Source organism: Pseudoalteromonas lipolytica, assembly GCF_001306915.1.
In the GTDB taxonomy this organism is placed as follows: Bacteria; Pseudomonadota; Gammaproteobacteria; order Enterobacterales; family Alteromonadaceae; genus Pseudoalteromonas; species Pseudoalteromonas simplex.
Map to the genome: position 1 here is coordinate 88,679 of NZ_LJTC01000012.1, position 15,903 is coordinate 104,581.

Genomic DNA, 15,903 nt, shown 5'->3' on the forward strand with positions numbered 1-15,903 from the left:
GTTTTTGGAGCTGTCAGCTTTCAGACGTCAGTTTTTAGCTGATCGAGAGAGGGCTTAGTTATTTATGCTTTTAAACAACAATAGCTTTACATTCATTTCTCGGGTTTTAAGCTTTTGATAGCTGAAGTACAAAAAACTACCTTTTTTCGTTCGATATTTAACCGCTGTTAATAATTAGTACGTATTACAGTAAAAAAACTTCAAGATTTAGCAAAATTAGCTTAAATCCATCAGTTAATTGATGAAATTTTTTGCTACAATTGGGGGGCAAGTAATGTGAGTGAGTTCAACAACAGCTAATGCAGAATTCTGTTTCCTCTTAGTGAGGTTGATCTTGGTCAGTATATTGTTTTTTTATATGCGTTATCATAACTAGCGGCTTCATACTCGAGCTAACCTAAATTAATAATCTATTAAATAGGGTTTATTCGAGCATGAGACTGTGAATAACCTTGTTTTAATCAAGGGTTTTAATTATGATCGCGTCTATTTTGAAATTTCTAAAAATTAACCTGCTGTAACTGATGTTCTCAATATGGCAAGTGTTGGGAATCATAGTGGAGATAAGTGGATGAGCAATGCGCCTGTAGACAATGGCCGACGTCGCTTTTTAACCATAGCTACCTCTGTTGTTGGTGGTGTTGGTGCGGCTGGGGCTGCTGTTCCTTTTATTGCGTCTTGGAATCCAAGTGAGCGAGCTAAATCTGCGGGTGCGCCTGTAGAAGTAGATATCAGCAAGCTTGAGCCAGGACAATTAATACGTGTTGAGTGGCGAGGAAAACCTGTTTGGGTTATTAATCGTACACCAAGAATGCTTGAACAGATGAAAGAACATGAAGGTCAACTTCGTGATCCTGCGTCTGAAGAGCCTCAACAACCTGAATCATCAACCAATGAATATCGTTCGCAACGTCCTGAGATCTTCGTTGCTGTTGGTATTTGTACGCACTTAGGTTGTTCTCCTAGCTTCCTACAAGGTGGCTTTGGTGAGAAAGTAGAGGGCACAGACGACGGTTTCTTCTGTCCGTGTCACGGTTCTAAATTTGATATGGCTGGTCGTGTATTCCAATCTGTACCTGCACCATTAAATCTAGAAATTCCTCCGTATACCTTCCTTGATGACACGACTATTCTAGTCGGTGAAGAAAAAGGAGTGGCGTAATGTTTGGTAAAATTATTGGTTGGATCGACGATCGTATTCCAATGACACGTGTTTGGAACATGCATATTGCACAGTATCCAGCACCAAAAAACTTTAACTTCTGGTACTTCTTTGGCTCTCTAGCCATGTTAGTACTTGTTAACCAAATCGTAACTGGTATCTGGTTAACAATGAACTTCGTACCATCTGCTGAAGGTGCTTTCGCATCGGTAGAATACATCATGCGTGATGTTGAATACGGTTGGTTACTTCGTTACCTTCACTCAACAGGTGCATCAGCGTTCTTTATCGTTGTATACCTGCACATGTTCCGTGGCATGATCTACGGTTCTTACCAAAAACCACGTGAATTACTGTGGTTATTCGGTATGTTCATCTTCTTAGCGCTTATGGCTGAAGCTTTCATGGGTTACTTACTTCCTTGGGGACAAATGTCTTTCTGGGGTGCACAGGTAATCATTTCACTATTCGGTGCGATTCCGGTTATTGGTGATGATTTAACGCTTTGGATCCGTGGTGACTACGTAATTTCTGGTGCTACGCTTAACCGCTTCTTTGCACTACACGTAATTGCATTACCTTTAGTAATCGTTATCTTAGTATTCTTACACATTGTTGCACTACACGAAGTGGGTTCAAACAACCCAGATGGTGTTGAAATCAAGCGTAAGAAAGGCACTGTAGCTGAAGAAGATAAGCCTAAATTCAAATTCCACGAGTATTACACCAACAAGAAAGACATTGTTGATGCAATCCCTTTCCACCCTTACTACACAGTAAAAGATATTGTGGGTGTGGTTGGTTTCTTAATCTTATTCTGTTGGGTTGTATTCTTTATGCCTGCGATGAATGGTTTCTTCTTAGAAGCGCCAAACTTCGAAGCAGCTAACCCGCTGAAAACACCAGAGCACATTTTCCCAGTTTGGTACTTTACGCCATTCTACGCAATCCTACGTGCAATCCCTAACAAGTTAATGGGTGTTGTGGCGATGGGTGCATCTATCGTAGTGCTTGCGTTACTACCTTGGATTGACCGTGGTTCGGTTCGCTCTATTCGTTATCGTTGTGGCTTACACAAGTTAAACATCGCACAATTCGTGGTAACTTTCGTTATCTTGGGTTGGGTTGGTGCTACACCACAAACTGATTTCAAAACGCTGTTATCGCAAATCACGACTGTGACATACTTCATGTTCTTCGTATTGTTATTTGTTTACAGCAAGAATGAGAAAACTAAGCCATTACCAACGAGGTTGACGAAATGATGAAAAAGCTAATTATCGGTTTATTCGCATTGTTGCCATCGTTGACAATGGCAGCAGGTCCTTCGGTTCCTTTAATGGATGCGAACATTGACCTTAAAGATAACGCATCTTTACAGCGCGGTGCTAAATTGTTCATGAACTACTGTCTTGGTTGTCACCAAATGCAGTATCAACGTTATGAGCGTACGTTCCGCGATATCGGTATTCCTACTGAGATTGGTCAAGAGCAATTAATTTTTGATGGCTCAAAAGTAGGTAGCCACATCAAAAATGCGATTGATAAAGATGACGCAGCTAAATGGTTTGGCGCAGCGCCACCGGATCTTACGCTTGTAGCGCGAGTTCGTGGTACTGACTGGATCTATACTTACCTGAAGTCATTCTATAAAGATGAATCTCGTCCGTTTGGCGTAAACAACGTTGTTTTCCCATCGGTAGGTATGCCACACGTTCTTCAAGAACTACAAGGCTTACCAACACCAATCACTGAAGAAGTGGAAGAACATGGTCACACAGTGACTAAAGTTGTTGGCGTTGAGACAGATGGTTCTGGTGAAATGAGTGTTGACGAGTACGATCGTGCTGCTCGTGACTTAACTAACTTCTTAGCTTACGTTGGCGAGCCGTCACGTTTAGAGTCAGAAGCGTTAGGTCTAAAGGTAATTGGTTTCCTAGTGATTCTATTTATCTTGGCATTCATGCTGAAGAAAGAATACTGGAGAGATGTTCACTAATCCTGGGCATTTTGAAAGGTAGTTTTGTGATAGGGGCTTAAGCCCCTATTGCTGTTTTTGTAATATAATGGAGGTAGGCATGGCCGTAGCTGCCAATAAGCGCCCTGTAATGACCCTGTTTTCTGGTGCTAACTGTATGTATAGCCATCAAGTACGTATCGTACTTGCTGAAAAAGGTGTAAGTGTTGACATTCACCTGGCTGAAAAGGATAACCTGCCAGAAGCACTTCATGAGATTAACCCTTACGGTACAGTACCAACACTGATCGATCGTGAGCTTGGTTTATATCAGGCAAACATCATCATGGAATACCTTGATGAACGTTTCCCTCATCCTCCACTAATGCCAGTTTATCCGGTTATGCGTGGCCGTAGTCGTCTGATGATGCATCGTATCGACACGGATTGGTATAGCCTAGCTAACAAAATCACTAGCGGTAGCAGCGAAGCTGCGCAAGCACGTAAAGAGCTGACAGAAGCGTTACTTGCAATTGCACCAATCTTCTCTGAAGCACCTTACTTCATGAGTGAAGAGTTCAGCTTAGTTGATTGTTACTTAGCACCATTACTTTGGCGTTTACCTGAGCTTGGCATTGAGCTTAATGGTGCAGGCGCGAAAGAGCTTAAAGAATACATGTTGCGTTTATTTGAGCGTGAATCATTCCAAGCTTCACTAACTGAAGCAGAGCGTGAGATCCGTTTATAATGACGCCTAATCGTCCTTATTTACTACGCGCTTTCTTTGATTGGATTGTTGATAATCAGTGCACACCACACTTAGTGGTTAACGCTGATTTTCCTGCTGTACAAGTACCAACACAGTTTGTGCAAGACGGTCAGATCGTTTTGAACATTAGCCCATCAGCGGTAACACAATTTGCAATGGACAACCAACAGCTTAGCTTTAATGCGCGCTTTGGTGGTCAACCAATGCAAGTGTACGTACCTATGGGTGCTGTGCTCGCAATTTATGCACGTGAGAATGGTGAAGGGACTGTATTTACTGCAGAAGAATTCATCGAGGACGAAGACGATTTTGCTCCGGTATTAGAAAGTGTTGAAACACCTGACGATATTACGCCAGATGATGAACCACCTGCTAAACCAGAGAAGAAAAAAGGTGCTCACTTACGAGTGATTAAGTAACCTCAGTCAGATAAAAGAAAACCCGCTATTTAGCGGGTTTTTTATTATCAATTTGCGGTTGGGTATTATAAATATTCAAACACTTTAATAACACGTTCAACGCCTGATACGTTACGTGCTACATCAACCGCCAAATTCGCTTCAGAATCGCTCACTAAGCCCATTAAAAAGACTTCGCCATTCTCTGTTACTACTTTGATGTTATTGCTGCTGATGCTTTCTGTGGTGAGTAATTGCGTTTTCACTTTAGAAGTTAACCAAGAGTCGTGCGTTTGCGTACTCATACCAATATTTGAACCAATGCGAATTTGGTTGTGGATTTTACGAATGCCATCAACGCCTTCAATAGCGCGTTGTGCTTCGTCTTTCATTTCTGCGTTAGCAACTTGGCCAATCATAAGCACAATGCCATTAACGCTAATGACGTTAACGTTAGCAAATTTATGTAGGCGCTCATTTTCGCTGATAGCAATAGAGCTTTTAATTTCGATGTTGTTATCGTCGATTTGTGAACCGATTGTGCGGCGATCATTCGCGGCAGTTACAGCACCCGCTGTACCGGCGACAACGGCAGCTGCACAGCCTTGCAGCAATAAAACGGTACTAATAACAATTAAAGACTGTTTAAACATTAATTTTCTTCCTGTGGGAATAAGGTTAAATCGATAAGTTCACTGAGGCAGTGCAAATTCACTAAATGCGACTCAACGATACGGCTTGGGCGCTTTGATGGCACACGAATTTCAACGTCATTTGGGCCAAGTAAGCCAACTAATTCACCGCCGTCATCACCAACAAGCACAATCACTTTCATATCACGAGTCAGTGCCGCTTCAACTGCTGAGATAATTAGCTTTTCATTACCATTAACTGCAATTGCTAATAAAAGGTCGCCTTGCTGAGCAAATGCACGAATTTGTCGTGCAAAGGTTTCGTGCTCATCGTTATTGGCTGCTGCGCCTAAGTTAACTTGATCTTGTGCAAGCGCAACTGCGGGTAGGCAAGGGCGCTCGGTTTCATAAAAGTTAATTAATAGCCCTGCCATGTGCTGTGCCAACATATGACAGCTAGGAGTGCCACAACATAACAGCTTATTGCCGTTAATGAGGCTTTGTGCAATGGTGAATGCTGCTGATTCAAGTGCGCTTGGCAGTACTTCACCTGCCGCTATTTGAACTTGAATATTTTCAGTAAAGATTTTTTTTATCGTTTCTTGCATAACCTACCAAATTAAGCCGACGCCAAACGGCGTTAGTAAACATTTTTAAACCAGTTTAGGGTGCTGTTAAGCTCACCTGTTATAGCGACATAATCTATCCGCATAGACTGGTTTGAGATCTTTTTCTCGGCAAGATAATGGCTAATCGTGCGCCTTAATCGTTGCTGCTTTTGTTTGCTGAGCGCATAGTTTGCGCCACCACGCAAGGCGTTTTTTCTAAATTTTACTTCTACAAATACCAGCGTTTGCCCGTCACGCATTATTAGGTCTAGCTCACCGTATTTACATAAGTAATTGCGTTCAATGGCTTTTAAACCATATTGTATTAAATATTGTTCAGCCTGTTTTTCGTAATACAGGCCTTTTTCGCGGCTATTTTGCCATAATTGCTTAAACCAAGACATAGCTTCATCCTTGAGCTATTACTACGTTTTAAAAAGATTATTCAGCAGCGTTAATTCCAAAGGCAGATTGCATAAATAATGGAATTGGTTGCTCAGTCGCTAAATCAACCGCAATAATTTGTTTATTTTTGTACTGTGCCCAATCTAAAGTGCGCGTAACATAGCCATTGCTGGCAATGCTCAGTTGACCACTGATACCACTAAAGCGTTTACCTTGCACCATGCTTAATTGCTTCACATCACCTAGCATACTGGCTGCATCGAATGCCATGGCAAATAAGCGCTGGCTTATATCTGCGTTTTCTGGCCATAAACTTTCGTATTGCTGGCGTAAATTGTGTTGTTGAATTTGACCATCAAGCATCCAAGGTAGTTCCGTAAAATAAAGGCCATCTAAATCGCCTTTGTCGGTTCTATCGATTTGCTTACTGTGGCTTTTTGAGCTGGCATAAAGCGGAATACGCTCAGCAAAAGTACTTACGTTTACGTCTAAATAGGGCTTGATTAAACGCGTTTCAGTAGCATCACCTAAAATATAAATCACATCAATGTCGCTGCGCGAGCGAGTTTCACTTTCAACTTCTTGCTTGAATAACGATTTGGCAACTTTAATACGCTCTTTGCTTTGGTCTACTTCAAGTAAGCCAGTGATTGTTTTCGGCATGTCGTCTTTACCAGAGTAAAGCCCAATTTGCGGTTTAACTTCGCTGTAGCGTTGCCACTGCGTATTGAAGTATTCAACTAGGCGTTGGCCGTTACTATTATTTGGCGCTAGCAGCATCGGCTTTTGATAGCCCGCTGTTAAAAATCGCTCTAACGCTTGCTGAACTTCATGTTCAGGACTTAAAGCAAAGAAAAAGTGCTGCTGTGAAATTCGCTCACCATCAAAGGTGTTTAAATGCATCACTGGGTAATCAACTAGTGTTTGAGCGTTGGTTAGCTTTTCGATATTAGTTTTTAATAAAGGGCCGATAACAAAATCAGCATTAAATTCGCTGAGTTTAAGTGTAATTTCAGCGGCTGATAGCGACTCATCAATAAATAATGTTTGTTCTAATGATTTTCCATCTAAGGCAGCAAGCACACCTGCTTTTAGTGCATCACCTAATCGCTCATTGGCGCCTGATTGAGGGAGTAGTACTGCGAGGCGGTTTACATTTAAAGGTTCAATTTGTACTAGCTCTGTTACCTTTTTAGGCAGCACCTCAGCTGCTGGGTGACCCGGGTAGCGACGCAGCCAGTTGTTCATTGCTTGATGAAGCTCAACAGGCGCACCTAAATACACTTGGTGATAGAGCGCTAAATTGACCCAACCTTGTTGCACCACAGAGCCACGATTAAAACGCTCAAGTGCGTACGATGAAAGCTGGGTTAGGCTTTGCCATAAATCTTTGTTTAGATTGGCAACGATAAAATTGTTTTCGCTGCTAAGTGTTGATGCTTTAAAAAAGAAAGGCATTGCTCGTTTTGGCATGCCTTGCGATGCATAAACACGCGCAGTTAAATATTGGTGCCACGCTTGATGTTCAGGCTGGCTTAACTGTGGCTCGAGCTGCTGTAACTGAGCTAAAGCTAAATCACTTTTGCCTTGATGCTCTTGTGCAAGAGCAATGTAAAGTTTGTTTTGAATTTGGTCTACACTTGGGGTCGCTTCTAGTTCAAGGCAGACTTTTTCTAGTAGTGCCCAGCGCTCCTCACTGATAGCCGCATCACGCGCAGTGTATAAAAGCTGTATTTTATCGGCACCTTGACGGTTTAGCGCCGCTTGGTACATAGATTGTGCGTCGGTTAGCTGTGATAGGGCAATACTCGATTGGCCCGATTGATTTTCTGCACTATTTCGAGGTTTTTCGGTTGTGCTACAAGCCGATAACCCTGACAATACAATTAATAGACTAACAAGTTTAAGTCGCACAATGATTTCCCGATACGTTAACGCGATTTGCTTATATTACTGACTGACGCAGGAGACCTCAATGTTAAATGAGGACAATTCAGATAAAATCGGCACTCTTTACATTGTTGCCACGCCTATTGGTAACTTTGATGACATCAGCCAGCGTGCCATCCAAACCCTATCTGAGGTTGACTTAATAGCCGCTGAAGATACTCGTCACACAGGAAAGTTGTTAAGCCATTTTAATATCAAAGCAAAAACCTTTGCTTTACATGACCATAACGAGAAACAAAAAGCGCAACAAATTGTAGATTGGTTAGAGCAAGGAATGAATATTGCGCTGGTATCTGACGCCGGCACGCCACTTATTAGCGACCCAGGTTATGCGGTGGTTAATTTATGCCGTGAACAAGGCGCGCACGTCACGCCGGTGCCGGGGGCATGTGCTGCAATTACCGCGGTGTGTTGTTCTGGTTTACCAACAGATCGTTTTCAGTTTATTGGTTTTACACCTGCAAAGAGTAAAGCAAGGCAGAGCTTTTTTATCGAAGCGGTAAACTCAGGTATTACTAGCATCATGTACGAAAGTACCCACCGTATAATGGCGAGCCTTGATGATTTAGAAGCAGCTCTCGGTGCAGAGCAGCCAGTAGTGTTTGCCAAAGAACTTACCAAAACTTTCGAAACTTTTTTCAATGGCACAGTTGCCGAGCTAAAACAGTTCTTAACGGATGATCCCAATAAGCAGCGTGGTGAAATCGTACTGATGCTACCGGGTAAAGCAAAGCAAAGTGACGATATTCCAGAAGATGCGCGCCGCATGCTAGGTTTACTCGAAGCCGAAATGCCACTGAAAAAAGCCTGTGGTGTTGTGGCTGAGTATTTTGGTTTGAAGAAAAACGCACTTTATAAAGCAATTATTGACGAAAAAGACTAATTCTTTACTGCATAGACGTGCGCGCTCAGGTATACTGCGCGCCGAGTCAGCCGAGATAATCGCTGCCTGCAACGAAAATGCGCAGGGGGAGGAAAGTCCGGGCTCCACAGGGCAGGGTGCCAGCTAACGGCTGGGGGGCGCGAGCCTACGACAAGTGCAGCAGAGAGGAGACCGCCAACTTCGGTTGGTAAGGGTGAAAGGGTGCGGTAAGAGCGCACCGGGCCACTGGTAACAGTTGGTTGCAAGGTAAACTCCACCCGGAGCAAGACCAAATAGGGTTCTATCATTTTAAATAATGAACGCGTGGCCCACGTGAGAACCGGGTAGGTTGCTTGAGCCATAGAGCGATTTATGGCCTAGACGAATGATTATCCACGACAGAACCCGGCTTATTGGCTGACTCACCAAATTAAAGAAAGCCCGCAGTGAAAACTGTGGGCTTTTTTCTGGGTGTTTAAAGTTATTTAGAAAATCCACTCCGCGCATACAAAACAGCGGCTTATTGGCTGACTCACCAAATCATATTAAAGCCCGTAGTGAATGCTACGGGCTTTTTTCTTTCTATATCTTTACGTAATTAAGAAAAACCACTCCGCTCAACATTCAAAATGAATCATCATTCTTTGCTCTTTAATCTCGATTACCCCTTTAAGTTGTTTAACCATTCTCTGCAATCTAGGAATATTTCTTAGGCTTACTAAGAAAGTCACTCATTATCATAACGGCTTGTTCTTCATATCCTTTAAGTCTGATTTACTTTTGCTTAAAGGATTGAAAGTGAGTGTTATTGAGGGCAGTACTAAGGAATTTGGCAATACGACTATTCTACTTCATAGCTTGGGTTCTTCTTGTTATAGAATCGAATGGTATAGCCGGATGACGGGCGCATCGACGAGTTTAGCGAGGCTCACGCAAGGCAAGTACGTTGTTATTCGTAAATGGGCGCAAGTTAAAAATATGGCCGATGTTTCGAGTGAATTTAGTAGTCGAAATAGTGCGTTGATACACTTTTTAAATAACGTTGATATTGTTAAATCCCATGATGACTGGATCAGTGCCGCTAAGCAGCATTGTCTAAATTTGTTTGTTGAAAATGAAGGGCTAAAACCAGTTACTAAAGCGAGTTTCCCTAAACCGAGGTTGCAAGGAGCAATAGGAAAAGAAGTTGTTGTGAAATCGAAATTGGGTGAAAGGGAAATTGCTCAGGGCTTACTATTGCAGCTTGTTGGTAACCAGGCCGAAATTCAATTAACTAACTCAAAAAAGAAATACTTTTCAAATCAAGTGTATATAAGGTAGGTATTAAGCTGGTAGTTAAACTACCAGCTAATAAAGCTTGAACTACAACCAAATCTTTTGTAACTCTGGCCACTGCTTTTCAAATTGTGCACTGGGTTTTGCTTTAAAGTCGCTGCGCACGAATTGGTTCATCTTACCTTCTACATAGGCGAGTAAGAAGTTGGCTAGGGTGCTTTCGTCTGACTGGAATGCTTTACCTTCGCGCAGTTTGCGCTCGCGTAGCACTTGCTTGAACTGAGTTTCTAGCTTTTCAAATAAGCCTTGTACACGTTCACGTAAACGCTCTTGTTCACCTTGTAAGGCATCACCGGTCAAAATGCGGGTAATGCCCGGGTTTTTCTCGGCGAAGGCTAACAATAACAGCAAAATATTGTAGACACGTGTTTGGCTTTCTTTCTCATTTTCTAAAATGAGGTTAATGCGTGATAACAGGGTATCTTCAATAAACTCGATTAGGCCCTCAAACATCCGTGCTTTACTCGGAAAATGACGATATAACGCAGCTTCAGACACACCGACCTCAGCCGCGAGTTTTGCGGTTGTGATACGTTGACCTGGGCTGGTTTCTAACATTTGTGCGAGTGCTTGCAGAATCTGCTCTTTGCGATTACTTCTTTTTGTCGCAGGCATGACCATTCCTTTCTTATAATTTATTACTTGCGCTGTTGGGAGTCAGACAAGCCATTTTTTGTGCAAATGAGTGGCTTATGTTAATGTTTTATTCAGTTTCTTTCCAGCATTTTTACAAACGCTTGGCAAGCTCAGTCATTACGCTCATGGCTAAATCTTTTTTACTTCCCATTGCTAAATCTAGCTGCTCATTGTGCCAGAAGAGTGTTAAAGCATTATGATCAGAATTAAAGCCAAGGCCTTCTTTTGATACGTCATTTGCGCAGATCATATCGAGGTTTTTGTTCTTTAATTTACCTTGAGCATAGCTTGCAACATCTTGAGTTTCTGCCGCAAAGCCAACGGTATAAGGGCGGTTTTCGCTAAGCGCAGCGACATTAGCGATGACATCTGGGTTCTTAACTAAAGTGAGGGTCAGTTCATCACCTTGCTTTTTCATCTTTTGCTCATGAATTGCAGCTGCACGGTAATCAGCCACTGCTGCACAGCCGATAAAAGCATCCGATTGCGCGGCCAGTTCCATTGAGGCGGTGAGTAATTGCTCAGCACTTTCTATGTTAGTAAGCAGGGCATTAGCAGGTGCTTTAATTGTTACGGGGCCTGAAATCAGGTTTACTTTTGCACCTAGCGCAATTGCAGCTTCTGCAAGGGCATAACCCATTTTGCCTGAGCTGTGGTTAGAGATATAACGAACTGGGTCGAGGGCTTCTCGGGTTGGTCCTGCAGTAATCGTGATAGTTTTGCCTGCAAGTAGTGGCTCTACTTCAGGTTGTGTACAAAGCGCGACTAACTCATGAGGCTCTAACATGCGTCCTGCGCCTACATCACCACAGGCTTGCTCGCCTTTACCTGGGCCCCAAATAGCCACGCCACGCTCGTTAAGTGTGGCAAGGTTTGCTTGTGTAGCAGGGTGGGCATACATTTGTTGGTTCATGGCAGGTGCAACCGCCACTTTTGCAGGGGTAGCCAGTAGTAGGGTCGTCAGTAAGTCATCTGCAATACCCATGGCCATTTTCGCTAAAATATTACTGGTTGCAGGGGCGACTAAAATAAGGTCTGCCCATTTGGCAAATTCGATATGACCCATTGCGGCTTCTGCTGCTGGGTCGAGTAATGAATCAGAAACAATCTCACCGCTTACCGCTTGCATAGTCAAAGGAGTAATAAAGTGTTTGGCTGAGTCGGTCATGACGACTTTTACTTCACAGCCTTGATCTTTTAAACGGCGAACAAGTTCTGCGCATTTATAGGCTGCAATACCACCACTCATACCTAACAGGATTTTTTTATTTACTGATTTTGTCATTACGTGAAATTTAACCTTTGTCGATATGGGCTAACGATAGCAAATCTTTACCGATAGCATGAAGTTTTCTTTTCTACAGACAGGAAAAAACTAAATTTTATAGTACAGTTTAATATATGGAATAGTTGTTTTAAGGATGAAGCAATGCCATTAACCGATTTACCTTTATCAGCAAGGCCGCGGGAGAAGTTACTTGCCCAAGGTGCCAAAGCACTCTCAGATGCAGAGTTATTAGCAATATTCTTACGAACCGGTGTGCCGGGCATGAATGCCATTGAACTGGCTGAGCATCTGCTCGATATTAATAGTACGCTGCATGACTTATTTAATGCATCTGAACAAGAGTTTTGCGCTCAAAAGGGTTTAGGGGCTGCTAAGTATGTGCAGCTTCAAGCAGTGCTTGAATTAAGCCGGCGCTATATGCTTGAGCAATGTAAGCGCGAGGTGTTATTTACTTCGCCACAAGCCGTGTATGACTATTTAACTATTCAGTTACGTGGCTTACAGCAGGAAGTATTTATGGTGCTGTACTTAGATAGTCAAAACCAGTTGATTAAAGACGAAGTACTTTTTTACGGCACTATTAATGCCGCGTCTGTGTACCCCCGTGAAGTGGTTAAAGCAGCGCTGCGTAATAATGCGGCGGCACTAATACTTGCTCATAACCACCCAAGTGGGGTGGCTGAGCCTAGTCAGGCCGATAAATTGATCACCACTAAATTGCAGCAAGCTTTAGCCTTAGTCGATATAAATGTGCTGGATCACATCATAGTGGGTGGTGAAAATTGTGTTTCGTTTGCCGAAAGAGGGCTTATATAGAGCCAACTGTATTAGAGAGTGTGTTAAAAATGAGCAGTTTAGGGCGATTTTAGAAATTAGTTTAATTTAAATGCAGTTTTTACTTTCCCTAAGGGCATTCGATCTTTATAATTAGCCGCTATCAAATTTACACATGAGCTGATTGGATAAGATCTGTTACTTGATCTTTGCCTGTATAAGCTGTATAAAGAGCGCCCTTCGATTTATCCCGGGGCACAAATACTGGCCTAAGGGAAAATTAAGCTCGAGCGAAGTTATTGGAGATATATAGACATGTCTAAAGTATGTCAAGTTACAGGTAAGCGTCCAGCGGTTGGTAATCACCGTTCACACGCGAGAAACGCGACTAAACGTCGTTTCCTACCTAACCTACAAACTCACCGTTTTTGGGTTGAAAGTGAAAAACGTTTTGTAACACTACGCACTACTACTAAAGGTATGCGTATTATCGATAAAAAAGGCATCGACGCGGTTCTTACAGAAATCCGTGCTCGTGGCGAAAAAGTTTAAGGAACTGAATCATGCGCGATAAGATCCGTTTAGTTTCAACTGCTGGTACTGGTTTTTTCTACACTACCGACAAGAACAAGCGTAACATGCCTGAAAAAATGGAAATCAAAAAATACGATCCTAAAGCTCGTAAACACGTGATTTTCAAAGAAGCTAAAATCAAGTAATTTTAGTTTTCAGAATATCAAAAACCCAGCCTCGGCTGGGTTTTTTGTTTTTAGCGTTTAGAAAACCTTAATAGGGCACAATAATCTAGCTTGGCTTGCTGTTTTATCTTGCTTAATTATCAATCTAAGCGTAAAATGCGCGCTCATTTCGGCTTATTAAATTTAATTCCTTGCCTTAAACCGACTGGCCGAAACGGTAGAAGGCTCTATTAACCGTAAGGAATATCCATGCGTCATTACGAAATCGTATTCATGGTTCACCCTGATCAGAGTGAGCAAGTACCTGGTATGATCGAACGTTATACTGGTTCTATCACTGAAGCTGGTGGTACTATCCACCGTCTTGAAGACTGGGGCCGTCGTCAATTGGCTTACCCAATCGACAAGCTTCACAAAGCTCATTATGTTCTTATGAACGTTGAAGCACCTACTGAAGTAATCAGCGAGCTAGAAACTACTTTCCGCTACAACGATGCAGTGCTTCGTAACTTAGTTATGCGTACTAAAGACGCTGTAACTGAAGCATCTCCTCTTGCGAAAGAAGAGAAGAAAGAAGCACCAGCTGCTTAATCGTTTTGAGTTCAAGCATGGCGCTTGCAGTTGAGACAAAAAGATGAGCCAACCGCTTAATCCTTATATGAATCAGCTGACACTATCTGGGGTTGTTTGTAAAACACCTAAATATAGTCAAAGCCCTGCTGGTATACCGCATTGTATTTTTGTTCTTGAACATAAATCGATGCAAGTTGAAGCAGACCTTAACCGTAATAGTTATGTCAGGCTTCAAGTTGTTGCCAGCGGCACGCCAATGCAACAACAAACTCAACAATTGCACGTTGGGCAACAAGTGCAAGTGACGGGGTTTTTAAATCGTCACGAAGGCCGAAACGGCTTAAGCCAATTGGTCTTGCATGCTCAACATATAGAAAGAATTTTTTGAGGAATTTTACTCATGGCACGTTATTTCAGACGTCGTAAGTTCTGCCGCTTCAAAGCGGAAGGCGTACAACAAATCGATTATAAAGATCTAGCTACTCTTAGAAACTATGTTACAGAAAGTGGCAAAATCGTACCTAGCCGTATCACAGGTACTAGCGCTAAATATCAGCGTCAGCTAGCAACTGCTATCAAGCGTGCTCGCTACTTAGCCCTTCTTCCATACACTGACTTACATAAGTAAGCAGCGGATTAACAGTTTTTAAAAGGTGTAGAGACATGCAAGTTATTCTACTAGACAAGATCGCAAACCTAGGTGGCCTAGGTGACCAGGTTGTAGTTAAATCTGGCTTCGCACGTAACTTCCTTTTCCCACAAGGTAAGGCAGTTCCTGCAACTAAAGCTAACATCGAAACTTTCGAAGCACGTCGTGCTGATTTAGAAGCTAAGATCGCTGAAGATCTAGCTGCTGCTCAAGCTCGCGCTGACAAGTTAGAAGCATTAGCTGAAGTTACACTAGTTTCTAAAGCTGGTGACGAAGGCAAGTTATTCGGTTCTATCGGTACTCGCGACATCGCTGAAGCTATTTCAGCTGTTGGCGTTGAAGTTGCTAAATCAGAAGTTCGTTTACCTCTAGGTACTATCCGTGAGACTGGCGAATTTGACGTAGCAATCGCAGTACACTCAGACGTATCGGCTACTATCAAAGTAATCGTTATCGCTGAAGCTTAATAGCAATATTAAGTAAAAAAAGCCGCACTTAGGTGCGGCTTTTTTGTGCCTGAAATTTATAAATTGTAGCATTTTGTACCGCTATTGCTTCTTCAGTTGCCATCCAATAGTATTGGTTTCTATATTTTAAACATACAAATACTAATCCCATATTATTACCTATTTTAAGAACATACGTTCTTTTTTCTTAATTTCTTTGTTCTTATTAGTATAATCGAATGAGTAAAAGTAAATTGGTTAAAATTGACACTGACAACGCTGTCATTTATATTGTGCTGGTTAAAAAGTATTAAGGGGTTAAGGTTGAGAAGTGCATTAGTATCACATGGAATGGGCAAACAAACAGGCTTTACACTAGTTGAAATTCTTATCGTGATCGCTATTTTAGGGATTCTGTATAGCGTAGCACTGCCAGCTTACACTGAGCACATGCAACGTAGTCGCCGTGCAGATATTCAACAAGAGTTACTGCAATACAGCGCCAGTCTTGAACGAATTTATTCACGAAATGGCGGCTACCCCAATGCATTTGCAACTCAAAATACTGACTATTACAACCTTACTTACACAGCAACAGATAAAGTATCAGGTGCTGTAAGCGATTTTAAAAATCGTGGCTACAGTTTAAAAGCCGCTCCTAAATCGGGTTCGGCGCAAGCGAGTGATCGCTGTGGTGACTTAACCGTTAAACATGATGGTAGTTATAGCGCTTCATTTAGTGATTGCTGGGAGTAACACAA

Annotated in this window: 21 protein-coding genes and 1 other RNA gene; 16 read left to right on the forward strand and 6 right to left on the reverse strand. The window is 42.4% G+C overall.

Features of this window, described 5'->3' with window-relative positions:
• The first annotated feature begins 571 nt into the window (after positions 1–571).
• The 5 genes from petA (at position 572) to AOG27_RS16895 (ending at position 4,307) form a co-directional block, all read left to right on the forward strand.
• A complete protein-coding gene (gene petA / locus AOG27_RS16875; protein WP_054554178.1) occupies positions 572–1,162 on the forward strand; it encodes a ubiquinol-cytochrome c reductase iron-sulfur subunit in 591 nt (196 codons plus the stop codon).
• Entirely contained in the window at positions 1,162–2,427 is a 1,266-nt protein-coding gene (locus AOG27_RS16880; RefSeq protein ID WP_054554179.1) for a cytochrome b, read from the forward strand. Before petA ends, AOG27_RS16880 begins: the two co-directional genes overlap by 1 nt.
• Positions 2,424–3,161, forward strand: coding sequence for a cytochrome c1 (locus AOG27_RS16885; protein WP_054554180.1), 738 nt, complete (start codon positions 2,424–2,426; stop codon positions 3,159–3,161). Before AOG27_RS16880 ends, AOG27_RS16885 begins: the two co-directional genes overlap by 4 nt.
• Before the next feature lie 79 nt (positions 3,162–3,240).
• Positions 3,241–3,867, forward strand: a complete 627-nt coding sequence (gene sspA, locus AOG27_RS16890; RefSeq protein ID WP_054554181.1) for a stringent starvation protein SspA — start codon at positions 3,241–3,243, stop codon at positions 3,865–3,867.
• Positions 3,867–4,307, forward strand: a complete 441-nt coding sequence (locus tag AOG27_RS16895) for a ClpXP protease specificity-enhancing factor (RefSeq protein WP_054554182.1) — start codon at positions 3,867–3,869, stop codon at positions 4,305–4,307. The genes sspA and AOG27_RS16895 overlap by 1 nt, the downstream gene beginning before the upstream one ends.
• 65 nt (positions 4,308–4,372) lie before the next feature.
• Here the strand turns inward: AOG27_RS16895 and dolP are convergent, their stop codons facing one another.
• Genes dolP through AOG27_RS16915 form a run of 4 tightly spaced genes read right to left on the reverse strand, consistent with a single transcriptional unit; the run spans position 4,373 to position 7,845 of the window.
• Entirely contained in the window at positions 4,373–4,939 is a 567-nt protein-coding gene (dolP, locus tag AOG27_RS16900; RefSeq protein ID WP_054554183.1) for a division/outer membrane stress-associated lipid-binding lipoprotein, read from the reverse strand.
• A complete protein-coding gene (locus AOG27_RS16905; protein WP_054554184.1) occupies positions 4,939–5,526 on the reverse strand; it encodes an SIS domain-containing protein in 588 nt (195 codons plus the stop codon). The genes dolP and AOG27_RS16905 overlap by 1 nt, the downstream gene beginning before the upstream one ends.
• Positions 5,527–5,558: 32 nt before the next feature.
• On the reverse strand, positions 5,559–5,930 hold the full coding sequence (locus tag AOG27_RS16910) for a YraN family protein (RefSeq protein WP_054554185.1): 372 nt from the start codon (positions 5,928–5,930) through the stop codon (positions 5,559–5,561).
• A 37-nt stretch (positions 5,931–5,967) separates the two neighbouring features.
• A complete protein-coding gene (locus tag AOG27_RS16915; protein ID WP_054554186.1) occupies positions 5,968–7,845 on the reverse strand; it encodes a penicillin-binding protein activator in 1,878 nt (625 codons plus the stop codon).
• A gap of 61 nt (positions 7,846–7,906) precedes the next feature.
• On the opposite strand from AOG27_RS16915, the gene rsmI reads away from it, so the two are divergent.
• The 3 genes from rsmI (at position 7,907) to AOG27_RS16925 (ending at position 10,063) form a co-directional block, all read left to right on the forward strand.
• Complete coding sequence (gene rsmI / locus AOG27_RS16920) at positions 7,907–8,764, forward strand: 16S rRNA (cytidine(1402)-2'-O)-methyltransferase (protein WP_054554187.1); 858 nt, start codon at positions 7,907–7,909, stop codon at positions 8,762–8,764.
• 42 nt (positions 8,765–8,806) lie between these two features.
• Positions 8,807–9,172, forward strand: an RNA gene (gene rnpB / locus AOG27_RS17195) — RNase P RNA component class A.
• A 369-nt stretch (positions 9,173–9,541) separates the two neighbouring features.
• The gene (locus tag AOG27_RS16925) at positions 9,542–10,063 is read left to right on the forward strand and encodes a hypothetical protein (RefSeq protein WP_054554188.1); all 522 of its coding nucleotides are present in this window, start codon (positions 9,542–9,544) and stop codon (positions 10,061–10,063) included.
• A gap of 42 nt (positions 10,064–10,105) precedes the next feature.
• Here the strand turns inward: AOG27_RS16925 and slmA are convergent, their stop codons facing one another.
• The gene (gene slmA / locus AOG27_RS16930; protein WP_054554189.1) at positions 10,106–10,693 is read right to left on the reverse strand and encodes a nucleoid occlusion factor SlmA; all 588 of its coding nucleotides are present in this window, start codon (positions 10,691–10,693) and stop codon (positions 10,106–10,108) included.
• Positions 10,694–10,805: 112 nt separating this feature from the next.
• The gene (gene coaBC, locus AOG27_RS16935; RefSeq protein ID WP_054554190.1) at positions 10,806–11,999 is read right to left on the reverse strand and encodes a bifunctional phosphopantothenoylcysteine decarboxylase/phosphopantothenate--cysteine ligase CoaBC; all 1,194 of its coding nucleotides are present in this window, start codon (positions 11,997–11,999) and stop codon (positions 10,806–10,808) included.
• Between the two features lie 144 nt (positions 12,000–12,143).
• Here coaBC and radC point away from each other — a divergent pair, with 144 nt between their 5' ends.
• From radC to AOG27_RS16975, 8 genes are all read left to right on the forward strand, one after another.
• A complete protein-coding gene (radC, locus tag AOG27_RS16940; protein WP_054554191.1) occupies positions 12,144–12,818 on the forward strand; it encodes a RadC family protein in 675 nt (224 codons plus the stop codon).
• Positions 12,819–13,091: 273 nt separating this feature from the next.
• Positions 13,092–13,328, forward strand: coding sequence for a 50S ribosomal protein L28 (rpmB, locus tag AOG27_RS16945; RefSeq protein WP_036973115.1), 237 nt, complete (start codon positions 13,092–13,094; stop codon positions 13,326–13,328).
• A gap of 11 nt (positions 13,329–13,339) precedes the next feature.
• Positions 13,340–13,495, forward strand: coding sequence for a 50S ribosomal protein L33 (gene rpmG, locus AOG27_RS16950; protein ID WP_022946036.1), 156 nt, complete (start codon positions 13,340–13,342; stop codon positions 13,493–13,495).
• 228 nt (positions 13,496–13,723) lie between these two features.
• Positions 13,724–14,065 (forward strand): 30S ribosomal protein S6, encoded by a 342-nt coding sequence (gene rpsF, locus AOG27_RS16955; RefSeq protein ID WP_036973113.1) that lies wholly within the window; start codon positions 13,724–13,726, stop codon positions 14,063–14,065.
• Positions 14,066–14,132: 67 nt separating this feature from the next.
• Positions 14,133–14,435 carry a primosomal replication protein N gene (gene priB / locus AOG27_RS16960; RefSeq protein WP_036973732.1) on the forward strand — a complete coding sequence of 101 codons (303 nt, stop codon included), beginning with the start codon at positions 14,133–14,135 and terminating at the stop codon, positions 14,433–14,435.
• Positions 14,436–14,447: 12 nt separating this feature from the next.
• A complete protein-coding gene (gene rpsR / locus AOG27_RS16965; RefSeq protein WP_002962753.1) occupies positions 14,448–14,675 on the forward strand; it encodes a 30S ribosomal protein S18 in 228 nt (75 codons plus the stop codon).
• Between the two features lie 35 nt (positions 14,676–14,710).
• A complete protein-coding gene (gene rplI, locus AOG27_RS16970; RefSeq protein ID WP_054554192.1) occupies positions 14,711–15,163 on the forward strand; it encodes a 50S ribosomal protein L9 in 453 nt (150 codons plus the stop codon).
• A gap of 303 nt (positions 15,164–15,466) precedes the next feature.
• On the forward strand, positions 15,467–15,898 hold the full coding sequence (locus AOG27_RS16975; RefSeq protein ID WP_327077894.1) for a type IV pilin protein: 432 nt from the start codon (positions 15,467–15,469) through the stop codon (positions 15,896–15,898).
• Positions 15,899–15,903: the final 5 nt, after the last annotated feature.

Coding starts and splice junctions, on each gene's coding strand:
- petA (WP_054554178.1), top strand. CDS start 572: ATGAGCAATGCGCCTGTAGACAATGGCCGACGTCGCTTTTTAACCATA.
- AOG27_RS16880 (WP_054554179.1), top strand. CDS start 1,162: ATGTTTGGTAAAATTATTGGTTGGATCGACGATCGTATTCCAATGACA.
- AOG27_RS16885 (WP_054554180.1), top strand. CDS start 2,424: ATGATGAAAAAGCTAATTATCGGTTTATTCGCATTGTTGCCATCGTTG.
- sspA (WP_054554181.1), top strand. CDS start 3,241: ATGGCCGTAGCTGCCAATAAGCGCCCTGTAATGACCCTGTTTTCTGGT.
- AOG27_RS16895 (WP_054554182.1), top strand. CDS start 3,867: ATGACGCCTAATCGTCCTTATTTACTACGCGCTTTCTTTGATTGGATT.
- dolP (WP_054554183.1), bottom strand. CDS start 4,939: ATGTTTAAACAGTCTTTAATTGTTATTAGTACCGTTTTATTGCTGCAA.
- AOG27_RS16905 (WP_054554184.1), bottom strand. CDS start 5,526: ATGCAAGAAACGATAAAAAAAATCTTTACTGAAAATATTCAAGTTCAA.
- AOG27_RS16910 (WP_054554185.1), bottom strand. CDS start 5,930: ATGTCTTGGTTTAAGCAATTATGGCAAAATAGCCGCGAAAAAGGCCTG.
- rsmI (WP_054554187.1), top strand. CDS start 7,907: ATGTTAAATGAGGACAATTCAGATAAAATCGGCACTCTTTACATTGTT.
- slmA (WP_054554189.1), bottom strand. CDS start 10,693: ATGCCTGCGACAAAAAGAAGTAATCGCAAAGAGCAGATTCTGCAAGCA.
- coaBC (WP_054554190.1), bottom strand. CDS start 11,999: ATGACAAAATCAGTAAATAAAAAAATCCTGTTAGGTATGAGTGGTGGT.
- radC (WP_054554191.1), top strand. CDS start 12,144: ATGCCATTAACCGATTTACCTTTATCAGCAAGGCCGCGGGAGAAGTTA.
- rpmB (WP_036973115.1), top strand. CDS start 13,092: ATGTCTAAAGTATGTCAAGTTACAGGTAAGCGTCCAGCGGTTGGTAAT.
- rpmG (WP_022946036.1), top strand. CDS start 13,340: ATGCGCGATAAGATCCGTTTAGTTTCAACTGCTGGTACTGGTTTTTTC.
- rpsF (WP_036973113.1), top strand. CDS start 13,724: ATGCGTCATTACGAAATCGTATTCATGGTTCACCCTGATCAGAGTGAG.
- priB (WP_036973732.1), top strand. CDS start 14,133: ATGAATCAGCTGACACTATCTGGGGTTGTTTGTAAAACACCTAAATAT.
- rpsR (WP_002962753.1), top strand. CDS start 14,448: ATGGCACGTTATTTCAGACGTCGTAAGTTCTGCCGCTTCAAAGCGGAA.
- rplI (WP_054554192.1), top strand. CDS start 14,711: ATGCAAGTTATTCTACTAGACAAGATCGCAAACCTAGGTGGCCTAGGT.